Source organism: Candidatus Pantoea multigeneris, from assembly GCF_011752615.1.
Taxonomy (GTDB): domain Bacteria; phylum Pseudomonadota; class Gammaproteobacteria; order Enterobacterales; family Enterobacteriaceae; genus Pantoea; species Pantoea multigeneris.
The window spans coordinates 103180-118319 of the sequence record NZ_VWXF01000011.1 but is presented as its reverse complement, the minus strand read 5'-3'; the positions used below and the strand labels follow the sequence as shown (position 1 = coordinate 118319).

11 protein-coding genes and 2 pseudogenes are annotated in these 15140 nt (G+C 44.7%); 6 read left to right on the top strand and 7 right to left on the bottom strand.

What is annotated here, in order from left to right:
* Positions 1 to 241: 241 nt before the first annotated feature.
* Together F3J40_RS20855 and F3J40_RS20850 are read right to left on the bottom strand one after the other, a co-directional pair.
* Positions 242 to 1204, bottom strand: a complete 963-nt coding sequence (locus F3J40_RS20855; protein WP_167017745.1) for a nucleotidyl transferase AbiEii/AbiGii toxin family protein — start codon at positions 1202 to 1204, stop codon at positions 242 to 244.
* Positions 1201 to 1920, bottom strand: a complete 720-nt coding sequence (locus tag F3J40_RS20850) for a DUF6088 family protein (RefSeq protein WP_167017743.1) — start codon at positions 1918 to 1920, stop codon at positions 1201 to 1203. The genes F3J40_RS20855 and F3J40_RS20850 overlap by 4 nt, the downstream gene beginning before the upstream one ends.
* Before the next feature lie 625 nt (positions 1921 to 2545).
* Between F3J40_RS20850 and F3J40_RS20845 the strand changes: the two genes are divergently transcribed.
* Positions 2546 to 3568: a RepB family plasmid replication initiator protein gene (locus tag F3J40_RS20845; RefSeq protein ID WP_017345804.1), complete on the top strand. Its 1023-nt coding sequence runs from the start codon at positions 2546 to 2548 to the stop codon at positions 3566 to 3568.
* A 758-nt stretch (positions 3569 to 4326) separates the two neighbouring features.
* On the opposite strand, the pseudogene F3J40_RS20840 reads toward F3J40_RS20845, so the two are convergent.
* A pseudogene (locus F3J40_RS20840) lies at positions 4327 to 5447 on the bottom strand (IS3 family transposase).
* Between the two features lie 2147 nt (positions 5448 to 7594).
* On the opposite strand from F3J40_RS20840, the gene casA reads away from it, so the two are divergent.
* Genes casA through cas5e form a run of 5 tightly spaced genes read left to right on the top strand, consistent with a single transcriptional unit; the run spans position 7595 to position 12146 of the window.
* On the top strand, positions 7595 to 9118 hold the full coding sequence (casA, locus tag F3J40_RS20835) for a type I-E CRISPR-associated protein Cse1/CasA (protein ID WP_167017741.1): 1524 nt from the start codon (positions 7595 to 7597) through the stop codon (positions 9116 to 9118).
* Between the two features lie 11 nt (positions 9119 to 9129).
* On the top strand, positions 9130 to 9696 hold the full coding sequence (gene casB, locus F3J40_RS20830; RefSeq protein WP_167017739.1) for a type I-E CRISPR-associated protein Cse2/CasB: 567 nt from the start codon (positions 9130 to 9132) through the stop codon (positions 9694 to 9696).
* The gene (gene cas6e / locus F3J40_RS20825) at positions 9689 to 10336 is read left to right on the top strand and encodes a type I-E CRISPR-associated protein Cas6/Cse3/CasE (protein ID WP_167017737.1); all 648 of its coding nucleotides are present in this window, start codon (positions 9689 to 9691) and stop codon (positions 10334 to 10336) included. Before casB ends, cas6e begins: the two co-directional genes overlap by 8 nt.
* A 30-nt stretch (positions 10337 to 10366) precedes the next feature.
* The gene (gene cas7e / locus F3J40_RS20820) at positions 10367 to 11425 is read left to right on the top strand and encodes a type I-E CRISPR-associated protein Cas7/Cse4/CasC (protein WP_167017735.1); all 1059 of its coding nucleotides are present in this window, start codon (positions 10367 to 10369) and stop codon (positions 11423 to 11425) included.
* Positions 11412 to 12146, top strand: coding sequence for a type I-E CRISPR-associated protein Cas5/CasD (cas5e, locus tag F3J40_RS20815; protein WP_167017734.1), 735 nt, complete (start codon positions 11412 to 11414; stop codon positions 12144 to 12146). Before cas7e ends, cas5e begins: the two co-directional genes overlap by 14 nt.
* Before the next feature lie 951 nt (positions 12147 to 13097).
* Here cas5e and F3J40_RS20810 read toward each other — a convergent pair.
* The 4 genes and pseudogenes from F3J40_RS20810 to F3J40_RS20795 all read right to left on the bottom strand — a co-directional run bounded on the left by F3J40_RS20810 (position 13098) and on the right by F3J40_RS20795 (position 15013).
* Positions 13098 to 13373: a hypothetical protein gene (locus F3J40_RS20810; protein ID WP_017345820.1), complete on the bottom strand. Its 276-nt coding sequence runs from the start codon at positions 13371 to 13373 to the stop codon at positions 13098 to 13100.
* Positions 13374 to 13470: 97 nt separating this feature from the next.
* Positions 13471 to 13708, bottom strand: a pseudogene (locus F3J40_RS20805) (IS1 family transposase); the annotation flags it as partial.
* Complete coding sequence (locus tag F3J40_RS24980) at positions 13677 to 13919, bottom strand: recombinase family protein (protein WP_369410962.1); 243 nt, start codon at positions 13917 to 13919, stop codon at positions 13677 to 13679. The pseudogene F3J40_RS20805 and the gene F3J40_RS24980, both read right to left, overlap by 32 nt.
* Positions 13920 to 14263: 344 nt before the next feature.
* Complete coding sequence (locus tag F3J40_RS20795; RefSeq protein WP_167017732.1) at positions 14264 to 15013, bottom strand: SDR family NAD(P)-dependent oxidoreductase; 750 nt, start codon at positions 15011 to 15013, stop codon at positions 14264 to 14266.
* Between the last annotated feature and the right edge of the window lie 127 nt (positions 15014 to 15140).

The following is a 15140-nucleotide window of genomic DNA, read 5'->3' as shown; positions in this document are numbered from 1 at the left end:
CAGAATTCACGTAGCGACGTTGATGTGAAGTAGATCCTGGGATTTCTCCGCACTGCTTGCTAGCTGAAGGAACTACCACAACTGACAGAGAAACTTACGGTTTTCAGCGATCGTAACGCATACGTACGTAGCAAATTTATGAGTTTAGCTATTGGTCTACAGGGGCACGGATAAAATCGATGTTTCGATTAGGGCAATGGTCACACGCCTTTCTGATCCGTTCAGTCGGTTTGGTACGCTATCAGCTATCTAGTCGTAGGAGAACACCATGCACATCCCGTAGTAGCCCTGTAACCTCAGCAGTATCCGGCAGAGATTTATCGTATACCAGTTCAGCAAAACCACTTCGGAAGGTTCCTTCAATCCTTCGCCAGGTTTCTTCAGGCGCACTAAATAGCCTGCAATTCGCCAACGGGCAATCAAGCCACGTTGCTTCTTGTTGAAAGAGGTCACGATCACTGGCTCGCACAATATTTAATAGATCATGCAGTTCATCAGAGCTAAAAAAGACATGGTATTCAGCCTGACGCCTAATCATAACAAGATCATAGATATGACGGATTTTAGCCGACAACGTACTGATATCTTCATCGTATGACGCCCTTACCAGCCCCAGAATTTTTTCCGCAATGGTTCTTCTGATATCCAGTACATTGACGCTGAAAGCAGTTAAACCATAGATCACTAACAGATCTTGCTTGGTAGTAGTCAGGATGAAATCCGCGATAAGCGTATTCACCGGCATCAATGCAAAAGGTTCGGGTGTAGTAAAGCTGTTGATTTCCAAAAGGATTTCAGCTGATGCATGGCCAAAATCTCCAGATAACTCATGAGGATACTGGTAGTAATGCTTTCTGAATTTACTGCCTGCGCTGCTTTGCGGATTGTTGGTTTTCTCCAAACCCTGCGTTATGGCTTTTTCTGCTGCTCTGATACGGTTACGCACTTGATTTGCAGAGAGTGAGCCGTCGTAATGGAAGGCGAGATCAACATCTTCAGAAAAACGGTGAATGATGCGAAATGCCTTTGAGAGGGCTGTGCCGCCTTTGAAGACAAAATTTTCCCGGTATTCAGACTGGCTCAACTTTAATAAAACTCGGGTTACCCAGTAGTCTTTCTCAACATAAATTTCCGGTATGTTAAAAGCATTGGCGGTGACACTAATCAGTTCGCGAAACAGTTCTGGATTTTCATGCAGGTTCATTCAATATTCCATGCCCTGGCCTCTGGCCAAAGCCCTTTCAGGCCGATCTTGTAGCGAGTAGTTGGATTGAGCTCATTTTTCAGTCCATCAACATCGCAGATGTTCCTGCAGCTTAACAGAAGCCCGAGCAAAGCTTTCACCGAGGGTGGGTACCCACGTGCAAGTTCGACCAGCAACGAACAGGTAAATGGAACCATCTCTTTAATACGGTCAGCCAGTATGTCGAGTACGAATGCAGGTTCTGCATCCGGGATATTCCTGATATCTGCCAGTACATCCAGAATCTCAAGACAGGCACGATTTTCGTTAGTCACTTCATACCGCGCTTTAATCAGGCGTACCTCTACAGTTCCATGATTTTTCAGCTGTGCGGACATGTCCGAAGCAATCGTGATAGTACGTGCTACCTGCGTTGTCAGGCCCAGGCGGTTGTAGAGGCTGGTTCCGGTGATGTAGCCAACACGTTTGCCTTGTCTGAACAGGTAAGTTTTGATTTTCTCACTATCACTGAGGGGCACTTCACCAAACAGACCCAGTTTAGGCCGGTAGAAAAGGCCTTTAGAAAAGCGACGCAGTGACCCATCCAGTACCAACCTGCTGACAGTTTTGATGGTTGTGGAGGGATTTTCCTGGAAGACGGGAAGATCGTTATAAGAAAAGATCTGACCGGGCTCAAAACGGCTTACTTCAAGATCAACGAGTGGTTTAATACGCATAGACGCCTCCTGAATGTTTATCATACTGTATTCAACAGTCATCAAAAAGTTTTTCAGGTGAAAAACATGACAAATTACTAAAGTTTTCGTTTATTGAGACGGTTTTGGCCAGAATGACAACGCACTTTTGTACAGCGACAATCTGAGTACGGCTAAAGCTTTGCAGGCCACTAAGATCTGTAAGGATTGCGAATATCATTAGTCTTTTGCCTATATCCTGTTGCCATCAGTGTGTGTAAAGACATTTTCTTAGTGAAGTTATCTACTTATCCCCAGCTACGATCCAGATAATAATGATCCTAATGAGATCCCATATAGATCCCAAAGAGATCCCCGATCTCTGCAGCCCGCGCCAGCTCTGGCTTCAACTGGGGTTTCGATAAGCTATAGACAGTAAAATATAAGCTATGATGAGCAGAACATAAGCTGAAGATTGTTAAATATATGCTGTAGTCAGTCTGCAACATAAGCTATAGTGAGTTTCTGTCTGATTTATGACTACCCGGAGTGGATAACTTTTTCCCTATGGCTCAGCAGGTTAATACCCTTTGTTCACAGTAATGCCATTACGATCCACAGCCGAGATCCTGCAGCGATCAGCATATTTTTACAACAGGAACAGACCTTGGAAGACGAAGATTTTGACCTGAATAAACTCTTTGAAGAGACGGATAAAGCGACAGGGGAGGTAGTCACCCTTTCGCCAAATGCCAATAACACCGTACAGCCAGTCGCACTGATGCGCTTAGGTGTGTTTGTTCCAACACTTAAGTCTCTGAAAAACAGTAAAAAAGATACGCTCTCTCGTACGGATGCTACAGAAGAGTTAACGCGGTTGTCACTCTCGAAAGCGGAAGGATTCGATAAGGTGGAGATCGTTGGGCCTCGTCTGGATATGGATAACGACTTTAAAACGTGGGTCGGGATCATTCATTCCTTTGCCAAGCATAAGGTGATAGGAGACAAGGTACAGCTGCCATTCGTAGAATTTGCGAAACTCTGCGGTATACCCTCCAGTCGTTCCTCTAAGAAGCTTAGAGAGCGTATCAGCCCTTCTCTAAAGCGCATTGCGGGTACCGTCATTTCCTTCACCAGCAACAAGGACGATGAGTCCAAAGAGTACATTACCCATCTGGTGCAATCGGCTTTTTACGATACGAAGAAAGATATCGTAATGCTGCAGGCTGATCCCCGCTTGTTTGAACTGTACCAGTTTGATCGTAAAGTGCTTTTACAGCTCAAAGCCATCAATGCCCTTAAGCGGCGTGAGTCGGCACAGGCGCTTTATACCTATATTGAGAGCCTGCCAAAGAACCCGGCTCCCATCTCCCTTGCGCGCATGCGTGCACGCCTGAACCTGAAGTCACCGGTATTCTCTCAAAATCAAACGGTACGCCGTGCTATGGAGCAGCTGAAAGAAATCGGATACCTGGACTATACAGAGGTCCAACGCGGCCGTGCGGTCTATTTTAACGTGCACTATCGTCGCCCTAAGCTCAAAGCTCCTCGCAATGAAAGCGCTGAGAACCCTGAGCTGCCAGTCACCCCCCCAGTTGAACCCAATGCAGAGCTTAAAGAAAAGCTTCAGCTACTTGAAAAGCTTGGCATCAGCCTGGACGATCTTGAGAAGCTCTTCAAAAGTAAGTAGCTACATAGGCTGTAGTGAGCAAATCAGGTATCAAGTGCTCACTACAGCTTATGCCTTTAGATTATCTTACTCCCTATAGCTTATGTATAATCGCCAGCAAGCTGTTTTACTCACTACAGCTTATCTAGCCTAGCGATTATGTGATTTTTACTCTCTATAGCTTATGTTCATGCGCATGTCCAATGTATTTACTCGCTATAGCTTATATCGCTTTGCAGATCATGAATTGCACTTACTGTAGTTTATGGTCTACAGTCACCCTTGGTGAACGCTAACTTGCCAGAGCTTGGCGTAGTAAGGTTTCTGATCGAGAATTTCCTGTATGTGCCGTGGGATAAGCGATAATTAGGCCATAACATATTGCTCATGTAGTCGCTTAGACCCCTAATCAGCTGTATAAGATGAAGTGATGTCAACATAAGCTATAGGGAGTAAATTACTCCCTATAGCTTATGTTCACAAAGTTGCTAACTCTGTTCTGGTTGCCTGCTTGAAAAGTAATGGCGGGTAGGATCAGGGGACTACGTACGGAACATCCTCAAACGCAATCCAAAATTGTCATCTACCCTGCATAATGGATATTTACTGTACCGGGTACCTACCCGATACAGTAGATATCATTATCCGGCTTCAGTGAAGACAGATGTTAACCAGTGTGTACGTCACCCTGTACAGTGGATAGATCTAAGCTAATTGTCACATCGTAACTCCTCCGATGATCCATCTACCTGACCTGCCTCCAGGATTAGATACAACCTTCAGTTAGTAATGTCGGTTGATTTTTTCTTCATTCTTCCCGTTTCGCTAGCCTGCTGCAAATTCAGATGGCGTCTGGTAATTCAGCGATGAATGAGGTCTGGACTCGTTATAGTCCTGCCGCCAGTCATTAATGATTTTTCGGGCATGAAGAACTTCGCTGAACCTGTGCTCATTCAGGCATTCATCCCGAAAGCGACCGTTGAAACTCTCAATAAATCCGTTCTGAGTTGGCTTGCCCGGCTGGATTAAGCGCAACTCAATATCATGTTCAAAGGCCCATTGATCCAGCGCGCGGCAGGTAAACTCCGGGCCCTGAACGGTTCTTATCGTCTCAGGATATCCACGAAACAGCGTAATGCTATCCAGAATACGCGCGACCTGAACACCTGAACTTCCGAAAGCGGCGGTGATCGTCAGACACTACTTGGTGAAATCATCCACACAGGTCAGGCATTTAATCCGGCGGCCGCTGGCAAGTGCGTCCATGACAAAATCCATCGACCATATCAGGTTCGGCGTATCCAAGCGAAGAAGCGGAAGCCGTTCAGCCGGGAGACCCTTACGGCGGCGCCTGCGTTTTAAACCCAGACCGTTAAGGTTATAGATGCGGTAAACCCGCTTGTGGTTGACGTGAAGGCCCTCCCGGCGCAATAACTGCCAGATGCGCCGGTAACCAAACCGGCGTCGTTCAAGTGCCAGCTCTGTGATGCGTAGGGACCGTTGCGCGTCAGCAGCCGGACGCTGAGCCGAATCACGGCAGGTTTAAAGTGACAGACCTATCAGCATGCAGGCACGGCGTTGCGACAGACCCGTTGTCTCACAGATAACTTCCACGGCTTCCCGCTTCTGGTCTGTCGTCAGAACTTTCGGCCCAGAGCCACCTGAAGCACCTCCTTATCCAGCATGACTTCAGCGAGCAGCCTCTTGAGACGAGCATCCCCTCTTCAAGTGACTTGAGCCGCTTCACTTCGGTGACTTCCATGCTGCCGAACTTCTTACGCCAGGTATAGAAGGTGGCATCTGAAATTGCATGCTTGCGGCAGAGTTCCCGGGCCGAAACCCCGGCTTCTGCCTCGTGGAGAATACTGATGATCTGTTCGTCGGAAAATTGCTTCTTCATAGGGATGTCCTCATATGGCTTATGAAGACATGACTAACATCGCGGTGTATTAATCAACGGGGAGCAGGTCACTTATTCTGGCAACCAGTAGACTTTTGTGTGAGCTCTGATGGGAGCATCTAGCCCAGCGAAAATATAACGACTCTGACTCGCACTGTTGCGAGTCTGTAAGTCACTGACTCACTCACACAGACATGCCTGCGCCAGCTCTATTTATGCATGTACGTCATGCAGCATTGCCTTGTCGAGACTCATATAGGCAACCTGCTTCAGGGCAAACACAATCTGCATTTTGGCGCACCATGGCGTTTTCTCGGCACATCCTAAGCTCTGGGAAGTGAATATCATGCCGGAATTCTGTTTCCAGATGGGGCAGGATTTATGACCAAGGGCCAACTAAATAAAGTTACTTACTGAAGGTTGTATCTAATCCGAGGGTAGGACGCATTAATTCAGTTTTACATAACCATCACACAAAATTTTCAATTCACCACCTTGTAAGGCTGAGTCCACAGTTTAACAATCATGAACTATAATGATTATGAGATAATAGTTGTATGTGTAAACACCCTTACCGCCCATATGGGCGGTTTTTTTTACTATCAAAGAAATGACCAGCTCTCTGGAAAGCCGAAGTTCCGGCCCAAGAACTCCACCTTAAGCACGATAGTTCAGGATCTACCTTGTACTTACACCTTTCGCAAAAGTATATTGGCATTTATGCTCTTAAGTTGTCTGCAGACGAGAACCTCAGCCTCAGGAAGGTACTTGCTAAAGCCATGATTGATAAAGATGGGCTTAAGGTGGCTCATGGATAAAATTTATGACCAGAAGCTTGAGGTTGTGTGCGGGGCTGTAGCAACGTCGAGCCTCCAGATTTGTAGGCCTATCACTGTAAGCCTACCTCACGCTTGACTAATTGGTCTTTGAATATGGTGTTGGACTGAACAGAGCTTGGCAACCCAACGATGAGAGTCTGAACGACTACTTTCGGAAAAAGTGTCTGAATGAGCATAAGTTGAGAAATTTTTTTAGTGCCTGGGAAACAATCAATGACTGGAGGCAGGATTATAAACTCCATTCGTCGCCGAGTAACAAGATGCTATCTTAATTCAACAGACTAGTGAAAAAAGTATGAAAAAACCAGACGACATCAACTAAAGTTTGTATCTAACTCAAGCCCGGCCTATCCTCGTCCAGCATCAAAAAGATGCTTAATAAATACCTAATCGAGAAAATGGACTAACAGATGATACAAAACAGGCAAGATCGATCTCCCACCCGGCCCCCTCAGAGTGGCAGCAATGATGCAAGGGGGATGCCATACTATATAAAATACGACTGGCTAGGCAAGCTGGAGCAGGAACTCAGGGAATTCGAGAGAAAATGGCCTTTTTTACGTGATGCTCGCTGAATAACAAGGGTGAAAAAACCCGCCATCTTTCGTAGCGGGCTGAACGATTTCACGCGCTCATAATAGACAACAATGTGCCGGAACCCGAGAAGTTCAGCACACATCCAGTATGAGTGAAATACGCTGCTTGGCAAGAATAGAACTCACACCTTTGTGATAAAATCCCGGCTTCGCACATCCGGTGCGTAGGTTCAGCGAAGCACGTTCTGGTAGATATCCCTACTGTTACCGTTATGTGATCAACTACAAAAACCATCTGATATTGTTCCTTTCGTACATCGATTTTTAGTTCTAAATTCTGCACTGGTGGTTGTCAGGGACAATAGACCGTACAATAGCTTTTCATCCTGTAATCCGAAAGCAGTTAAGAGGTAAGCGGTGCAAAGCACTCAAGGAACTACTTTGCCTGATAGTTTTCATAACTGATTTGGAATCGTAGAACGCTATCTGAACTAAAGTCTCAAATCCTTTGAGGCCCGTGAATGCTTGTTTCACTCCCTACTCACTCCATTTTGCCATCCGTATCCACTTATAGGGGGGGAAACTGTCTGTCGCACTTAGCCAGTAACTGGTACGAATTATCAAATCTCTTCCTGATTATATGGATGAATATGAACTGCTGAAGAAGTTTCTTAATAAAATTTTTACGATAGTCATCTGGTAAGTTATAAATACGTTCATTAGTATCGGTAAGACCCAGACGTTACCAACGTTGCCCAATTAGGAACACGCTATGGAAAACCATTTTAACCTGATTGATTCCCCATGGATCCCTGTTTCGGAAGTTGGTCCGGTCAGTCTGAAAACGATTTTCAGTAATGCAGCATTACGCGCCCTAGGTGGAAGCCCTGTAGAGAAGATTGCGATAACCAAGCTACTTTTAGCTATTGCTCAGGCGGCCCATACTCCACAAGATGATGGCGAATGGGAAAAAATGGGCTGGCAGGGTATGGCCGAAAACTGTCTGGGCTACCTGAAAAAGTGGCATGACCGGTTTTATCTTTATGGCGATAAGCCGTTTTTACAGATGCCTGCTATTCGGACCGCTGAAAGAAAGTCTGTTTGGGCATTATCACCTGAGGTCAGTACCGGTAACACAACCGTATTAACTCAAACGCAGCAACAGCATAGCACTGATGATGCTGACAGGGCTCTGGCTATCATCGTTCAAATGGGCTTCGGCCTCAGCGGTAAGAAAACTGATAACTCAGTAGTATTAACACCAGGCTATCTGGGTAAGCAAAATGACAAGGGTAAGCCAGCTAGTGGAAAACATGGAGTTTCAGTAGGACATTTAGGACTATTGCATTCTTTCTGGCTGGGTAACAGTATTATTCATACGCTTTGGTTAAACTTATTTACTACTGAAGATATAGCTCAACTGGCAATGTACCCATCTCTGGGCGTTGCACCTTGGGAGAACATGCCAACAGGTGAAGACGATAAAATTGCCAGGGAGTTGAAAAAGTCACTGCTCGGACGACTAGTTCCAATGGGAAAATTTTGCCTTCTGGAAAATGACGCTATTCACTACACAGATGGTGTTATCCATGCTGGCTATCTTGAAGGAAAAGTGGACCCGACAGCATCGGTGGATTTTTCGCAGATAAAACCTAAAGCGTTATGGGCAAACCCTAATAAGACCCCATGGCGAGAATTACCGTCTTTGTTGCATTTTATAGGTAAAGATAAAAAAGGTGGAGTTGAGACGCAACAGCTTAAAATCACATTCGGACGTGTCTCCAGTAACGTTGAACATTTTTACTTGTGGTCAGGGGGATTACGTGTTAGCAGCAATGCTGGGGAACAATATGCCTCCGGTACTGATGACTATGTACAGTCTGAAATAAGGCTATCTTCACACCTTACTGGTAGTGAATTTATTAATCATCTTGAAGATGAAATGGAACAGCTAGAAAACGTTCAGAAGTTACTTTGGGGAGCCGTTGTTAAGTATTTCCGCCAGTTATCCGATATAGACAAATCTGGTATTGGAAACGTGCAGGTTTTTGTTTCCAGTCAGGCTGAAAAAACAACACGGTTATTTTGGCGACTTTGCGGACAGCACTCTCAGGTTCTAATTAGTACGTGTGCTTCGCATTCAACTGCAGGAAAAAAACGAATTCAGTTACGTAAAACGTTCGTATCCTACGCCCTTCAGGTATTCGATCAGATGTGCCCAAACGACAGTGCTCGACAGATGGATGCCTGGGCTTGTACGCGCCCAAGTTTTTCCGAATATCTATCAGCTGATTAAGGATAATCTATATGATTCAATTTCCTTCAAATATAGCTGTCTCAACTCCTGAAAAAATGTCCATGGCTGGAATGTTTGTCAGCTATGTGATGGAACGTATCCAGAAAGAAAATAGCTTTTCTGCACGCCTCAAACGTGCAGATAATCTCGCAACCGAATACCAAAGTTGGGAGCTATTAGCCAGTTTTTCTGTTGATCTGGAAAACGATTGTGAACGTATTCCTTATTGCACTGTCGGAGCTGCGCTGGCAAGAACGCAACCTAAGGAAAATGGGACGCTGCCCTTGGGCGCTGCTATTGCTGCCTGTTTCAGGGAGGGCTATCAGTCTGAACAGGCCAAAGTACGCCTGCGTAGCTTACTGGCCTGTACCAGTATAAAGGAATCTTGCCACATTCTGCGTCCGTTGCTAATGCTGATGGCAAGTAGGGGGGTAACACCTGATTTCGTTCAACTGCTGGAGCAATTGCTCGAGTTCTCAGGTGAGAGTCAGGTAAAGATCCGTGCGTGCTGGGCGAAGACATTTTATCGCCAGAGTATAGATGATAGTGATCGGATAACGGAGAAAGTGCATGACTGAACTTTTCGCCAGTGCTTTGCACCTCGATCGCACGGCCGTGAAAGCATTAAAAATGACGGATACATACTCATTGCATCGGGTAGTGTACAGTCTTTTTTCTGATGAACGTTCTGATACGGAAAAGAACAGCAATGTTCAGAGTGGGATTGTCTATGCTGACCAAGGAGGTGATTTTCAGCACCGCAAAGTACTGATTGTATCCAACCGTCCGCCGGCAACCAACATCGATGGCAAATATGGTATGGTGCTCATAAAACCCATTTCAGATACATTCCTGTCTCATACTCACTATTGCTTCAAAGTGCAGGTTAATCCGGTACGTAAGGATAAAAAAAGTGGTAAACGCATTGCCGTTAAGGGACGGGCTGCCATCGCAGACTGGTTTTTAAAACGAGCCACAGATAGCTGGGGATTTCAAGTAACTCCTCAAACGTTACAAATAGAGGCTATTGATGTTTTGCGCTTTGAGGGTAAATCCGGGCGTCTGGTAACCATAGGTAAAGCCCATGTTCAGGGACAGTTAACGGTTATTAACTCGCAGCAATTTCGGAACAGTTTTAAAAATGGTATTGGTAAAGGTAGGGCGTTTGGTTGTGGCTTACTACAAATTGTACCCATCATTGATAACCTGTTTACTTGATGCTTGCAACTTATCTTTAAGGACAAAGTTATGACCAGAAACTATAAAAACACAAGAATTGAATTTCATATTCTTCAGTCTTTCCCGGTGACCTGTCTTAACCGCGATGATGTCGGCGCGCCGAAATCAGCTATTATAGGGGGTGTGCCACGAGCCCGTGTGTCATCACAATGTTGGAAGCGACAGGTACGTCTTGCGATGCCGGGCTTTGGTATTCGCCTTGGGGTTCGTAGCAAAAAGACAGCAAGCATGATAGCTGATGAGTGTCTGGCACTGAATGCTAGTCAAGAGCAAGCTAATAGTTGTGGTGCAGTAATAGCAGCATTTCTTTCTGACGATACGTTACTGTTTCTTAGTGAGTCTGAAACAAAAGCATTCGCCGCGTACGCAAAAACTCACAATTTCGAAGCCTCTAAGCTGAATAGTAAAGAGCTGATAAAAGTGTCTAAAAAGGTCGTAAATAGAACACTTGATGCTCTTGATATAGCTCTGTTTGGGCGAATGGTAGCCAAAGCGTCTGATATGAATGTAGAGGCAGCTGCATCATTCGCACATGCAATTTCAACCCATAAAGCTGTAAACGAGGTAGAGTTTTTCACGGCGGTGGATGATCTTAAAACAGAAGAAGAAAGTGGTTCGGCGCATATGGGCAGTCTGGAATTCAACTCCGCTACATACTATCGTTACGTAAGTCTCGATCTGGGGCAACTGGAACAGACTTTGGGAGAAGATGCTGATATTAATTCGGCTGTCGAAGCTTTTGTAAAAGCGCTGTATGTAGCCGTACCTGATGCACGTCAAACAACGCAGTCGGGCGCATGTCCATGGGAATATGCCTACGTATTGCTGCGAAAAGGTCAACGTATGCAAGCTTCTTTTGAGCAACCAGTTAAAAGTAAGGGTGAAGGCTTCCTACATTCAAGTAAAATAATGCTTAAAACCTGGCTACATAATAAAGAAAAACTATCGGGATCGCTGTTTGGAAGGCTTGGGGGGTATGAATGGGGTGACGATCCTGAATATAGCATTGATCTACTAATTACCGATCTACAGTCTCACCTGCAAAAGGATAGCAATGAGCCCGTCTAAAAAATTTATTCTTCTTTGGCTCGAAGGAGCACTCCAATCTTGGGGGCACAACTCCAAATTTGGAGTGCGCGACACATTGAATTTCCCCACACGCTCTGGAATTCTGGGCTTATTGTGCTGCGCGCGCGGAGCAGGTGGTGCTGAAATTGAATGGCTGGCAGAAATGAATGATATGAGTCTGGAGATACGGGCTTATCTCAGGAGGAATAATAAAGGACAACCGTGTTTACCTAACCCCACTTTATGTGATCTTCAGATGGTCGGTAGTGGCTACGATGATACCGACCCGTGGCAATCTCTTCTAATACCTAAAACGTCTGGTGGTAAAAAGGCTGTCGGAGGTGGCACTAAAATGACTTATCGCTACTACTTACAGGATTCGGTATTCGCTGCGGTACTTGAGATCCCTGAATCGCAAGTGGATATACTATCAACTTCGTTACAAAACCCTGAATGGGATTTATATCTTGGTAGAAAATGTTGTGTGCCAACAGAATTTATTTACCAAGGCGTCTTTACTGATGCCAATGCAGCATGGAAAGAGGCCAATAATATAGCTGAGAGAAAAAAATTGACACTTGGCTATGCTGTAATTGAAGGTGAGGGTGAGGGTGAGGGTGAGGGTGAGGGTGAGCATTTCATCCTAAATGACGTTCCTGTACAGTTTGGCATAAAAAAGTGTTATCGTGACCGGCGTGTGACAATTCTGAATTTCGTATAATTTACGGGAAAAGGTCTAGCTCTTTTAAAATTTATTTGATTTTCCCCATTAATGTGGGGGTGTTTCTTTGTCGATGTCTTAGAAATTAATTAGACTTTGATCTTCCCCGTGCTTATGGGGGTGTTTCTTCAGTTTGCTGTAAAGGTAATGATCGACACTATCTTCCCCACCCTTTTGGGGGTGTTTCTATTGCAGCCAGACAGAAAAGTGAATTTTTCCTTTATTCCTCACCTACGTGGGGGTGTTTCTTGATGGTGTAAATCTCTCTGATAAAAAGTATGATTTCCCCTTTTTAATGGGGGGTGTTTCTGTCAATAAAGGCGTCTCTTTAGAGGGGTGTGATATTTTCCCCACGCTCGTGGGGTTGTTTCAATCACTGGAAGAAGAGAAAGGGGTTTTTTTCAAAATTTCCTCACCTACGTGGGGGTGTAAGCAGTATTTAAAATGATTTTAAAATCACAGCCCCGACTATAATAAAATAGATATAAAAGACTAGTATCCATTCAGACTTTTATGTCAATCAAAAATCAAATCAAGTTATGATTATTTCATTTCATTAAAAATTTAGATGGAAACTATGCCAGCAACCTCTCTTGGTAATCATTTAAGACCCCCTATACACTTAATTTAAAGGTAATGCATAATTTTTAAAAGGGTCACCATTAAAAAATGGCCGATAATTAACACTACAACTTAGGAAAGTTAACTGCGAACTCATGTGAAATCAATGTTTATTCATGATTCAAGATCATCCTGAAAATTAAACATGAAATATTTATTACCATCTTTGAATGTTAGGGTGGAAATCCTAAAAATCATGGTGTAAATATCTTTACATATAACGCATCTGGCATCATTAACTGTATTCAATCCAATTCATGATGTTTTGGAACTCCTTACAAGCAGCAAAATAAAAAGCTCACCAGCTATTAGGATCATCATTTACATTAATCACAACAACTGTATTTTTGGGGAAAAGTACAATGTATAAAAAACTTCTTTAAGTATTTCAATTTGTGGGCGATCCACATCATAGAAAACGAATTTTTCTGTTGGTGTAATGACATTTAAGCTATTGTAATCACAGTAAGCCTTATATTTTTCCCCTCCATCTATGCATCTGAAAAATAGCATAACACTACCGATTAAGTCGTGGCTGACCGAATCATTTTCAAGGATAGAAAAAGCCATGCTTTCTGCAAACTGTTCAGCTACCTTCCCTTTCATAACCCCGCCAGGAACATTAAAAACTAATAAATTCTATATTAATAGAATGATTTTTAAAAGGGTTTTTATAATCCCAAGGAATGATTCCAATTAATTGTTAGTGTTTTATGCTCAGATAATAGCCGATGACTTTGTCTTGCAGTCCCACTGATTTTGAGAAAGAGGATGATTTTCCTGCCCAACCTTGCTAGATGCTGGCTAAGATTCGGGTTATGCGGTTCACTGCGCTGCGTTTAACGTTTGCTGATAACGTGCAGCTTTTCCTTCAGGCGTGACTCATACAACAACATCTATAACACAACATTAAAGGTCGACAACAGGCTTAAAAGATGCTCCCCAGGTTACGTTCAAACACGGCAGTGAACCAAAAAGATGGAAAACGAGGCGTCCACCGCTGGAGGTGGTATCAATGCTTTCCTGCAGACTGCGCAGCCCAACGCGCAACCCATCCAGCCATTCAACCATCTGCAGCAGATTTTTCAGTGAGCGTCCCAGGCGATCCCGTCTCCAGATAACAACGGCATCCCCGGGGTGGAGTGAGGTTATCAGGTTCGCCAGCCCTTCGCGTTCCGCCTGCGCACTACTGACCTTGTCTTCAAAAATACGTTCACACCACTTCTAGTGTCAGGGGATCACGTTGCAGGTCGAGATGCTGATCGTCAGTGGAAACCCGTGCTTACCCAATGAGCATGATATGTCTTCCAGTAAGTCACCCGATTTGGGTATAGATGGAAAATGATAAGTGGAATGAGAAAATGCAATCCTGCTCTGCGGGTTGCAGGCCGATCGGTGACATCACGGTTAAGGCTCCATAAGACGACCGTTTTTATGGAGCCTCTGTGAAATGATTCGAGATAAGGCTTATCAACGAAGCCTGTGAAAGAGGAAAACTAAACCTGGGCCCATCCCCCATCAACGCACAGTTCTGAGCCAGTCACATATGAGGAATCATCTGAAGCCAGGAAAAGAGCTGCCCTGGCAATTTCATCCGCGGTACCACTGCGATGCATAGGGATCAAGGTATGTAAATGGGCATTTGACTGCTTAATCATTTCTTCGCTCATACCAACTTTCCTGGCCTGATCTGTATCAATAAGACCCGGAGAGATCGCATTAACCCGAATGCCTGCATCAGACAATTCAGCCGCCAGCGATCTGGCTAATGAGCGGATCGCTGCTTTGGTTGCAGAATAAACACTGACATGCGGCCGACCTTGTCGATCCAGCGTCGACGTCGTCAGAATGACAGAGCTTCCACTGGCCATAAGCGGGGTAATTTTTTGTACTGTAAAAAAGGTGCCTTTAAAATTCGTGTTAACCGTAAAATCAAAGTCTTCTTCTGTTACTTGTGCGAACAATCCTGGTCTGCCACCGCCTGCATTTGCAAACAAAATATCAACATGGCCATATCGGGTATTCACATAGGTACAGAGCTGCTCTATATCCGTCATAACAGAAATATCGCTGCGTACTGCGTCAATCTTACCGCCACAGTGCTGACCTGCCGAATCCAGTCTGGCCTGATCCCGACCTGTAATCACCACGGTTGCCCCTTCCTGACTAAACAGTTGAGCGGCCGCGAGTCCGATCCCGTCACTGCCGCCAGTGATTACTGCAACTTTGCCGTCCAGCTTACCCATATGTACCTCCTGAAATTCATATTCCTCTTCAGCTCATGATGGGGATTGAGCGAAAAGCGTTGAAGAATTATTATATGAATCATTCTTCATGTTTTGGATTCGCTTATGACCAGGGGGGCATCCCAAC

Coding starts and splice junctions, on each gene's coding strand:
- F3J40_RS20855 (WP_167017745.1), bottom strand. CDS start 1,204: ATGAACCTGCATGAAAATCCAGAACTGTTTCGCGAACTGATTAGTGTC.
- F3J40_RS20850 (WP_167017743.1), bottom strand. CDS start 1,920: ATGCGTATTAAACCACTCGTTGATCTTGAAGTAAGCCGTTTTGAGCCC.
- casA (WP_167017741.1), top strand. CDS start 7,595: ATGGAAAACCATTTTAACCTGATTGATTCCCCATGGATCCCTGTTTCG.
- casB (WP_167017739.1), top strand. CDS start 9,130: ATGATTCAATTTCCTTCAAATATAGCTGTCTCAACTCCTGAAAAAATG.
- cas6e (WP_167017737.1), top strand. CDS start 9,689: ATGACTGAACTTTTCGCCAGTGCTTTGCACCTCGATCGCACGGCCGTG.
- cas7e (WP_167017735.1), top strand. CDS start 10,367: ATGACCAGAAACTATAAAAACACAAGAATTGAATTTCATATTCTTCAG.
- cas5e (WP_167017734.1), top strand. CDS start 11,412: ATGAGCCCGTCTAAAAAATTTATTCTTCTTTGGCTCGAAGGAGCACTC.
- F3J40_RS20810 (WP_017345820.1), bottom strand. CDS start 13,373: ATGAAAGGGAAGGTAGCTGAACAGTTTGCAGAAAGCATGGCTTTTTCT.
- F3J40_RS20795 (WP_167017732.1), bottom strand. CDS start 15,013: ATGGGTAAGCTGGACGGCAAAGTTGCAGTAATCACTGGCGGCAGTGAC.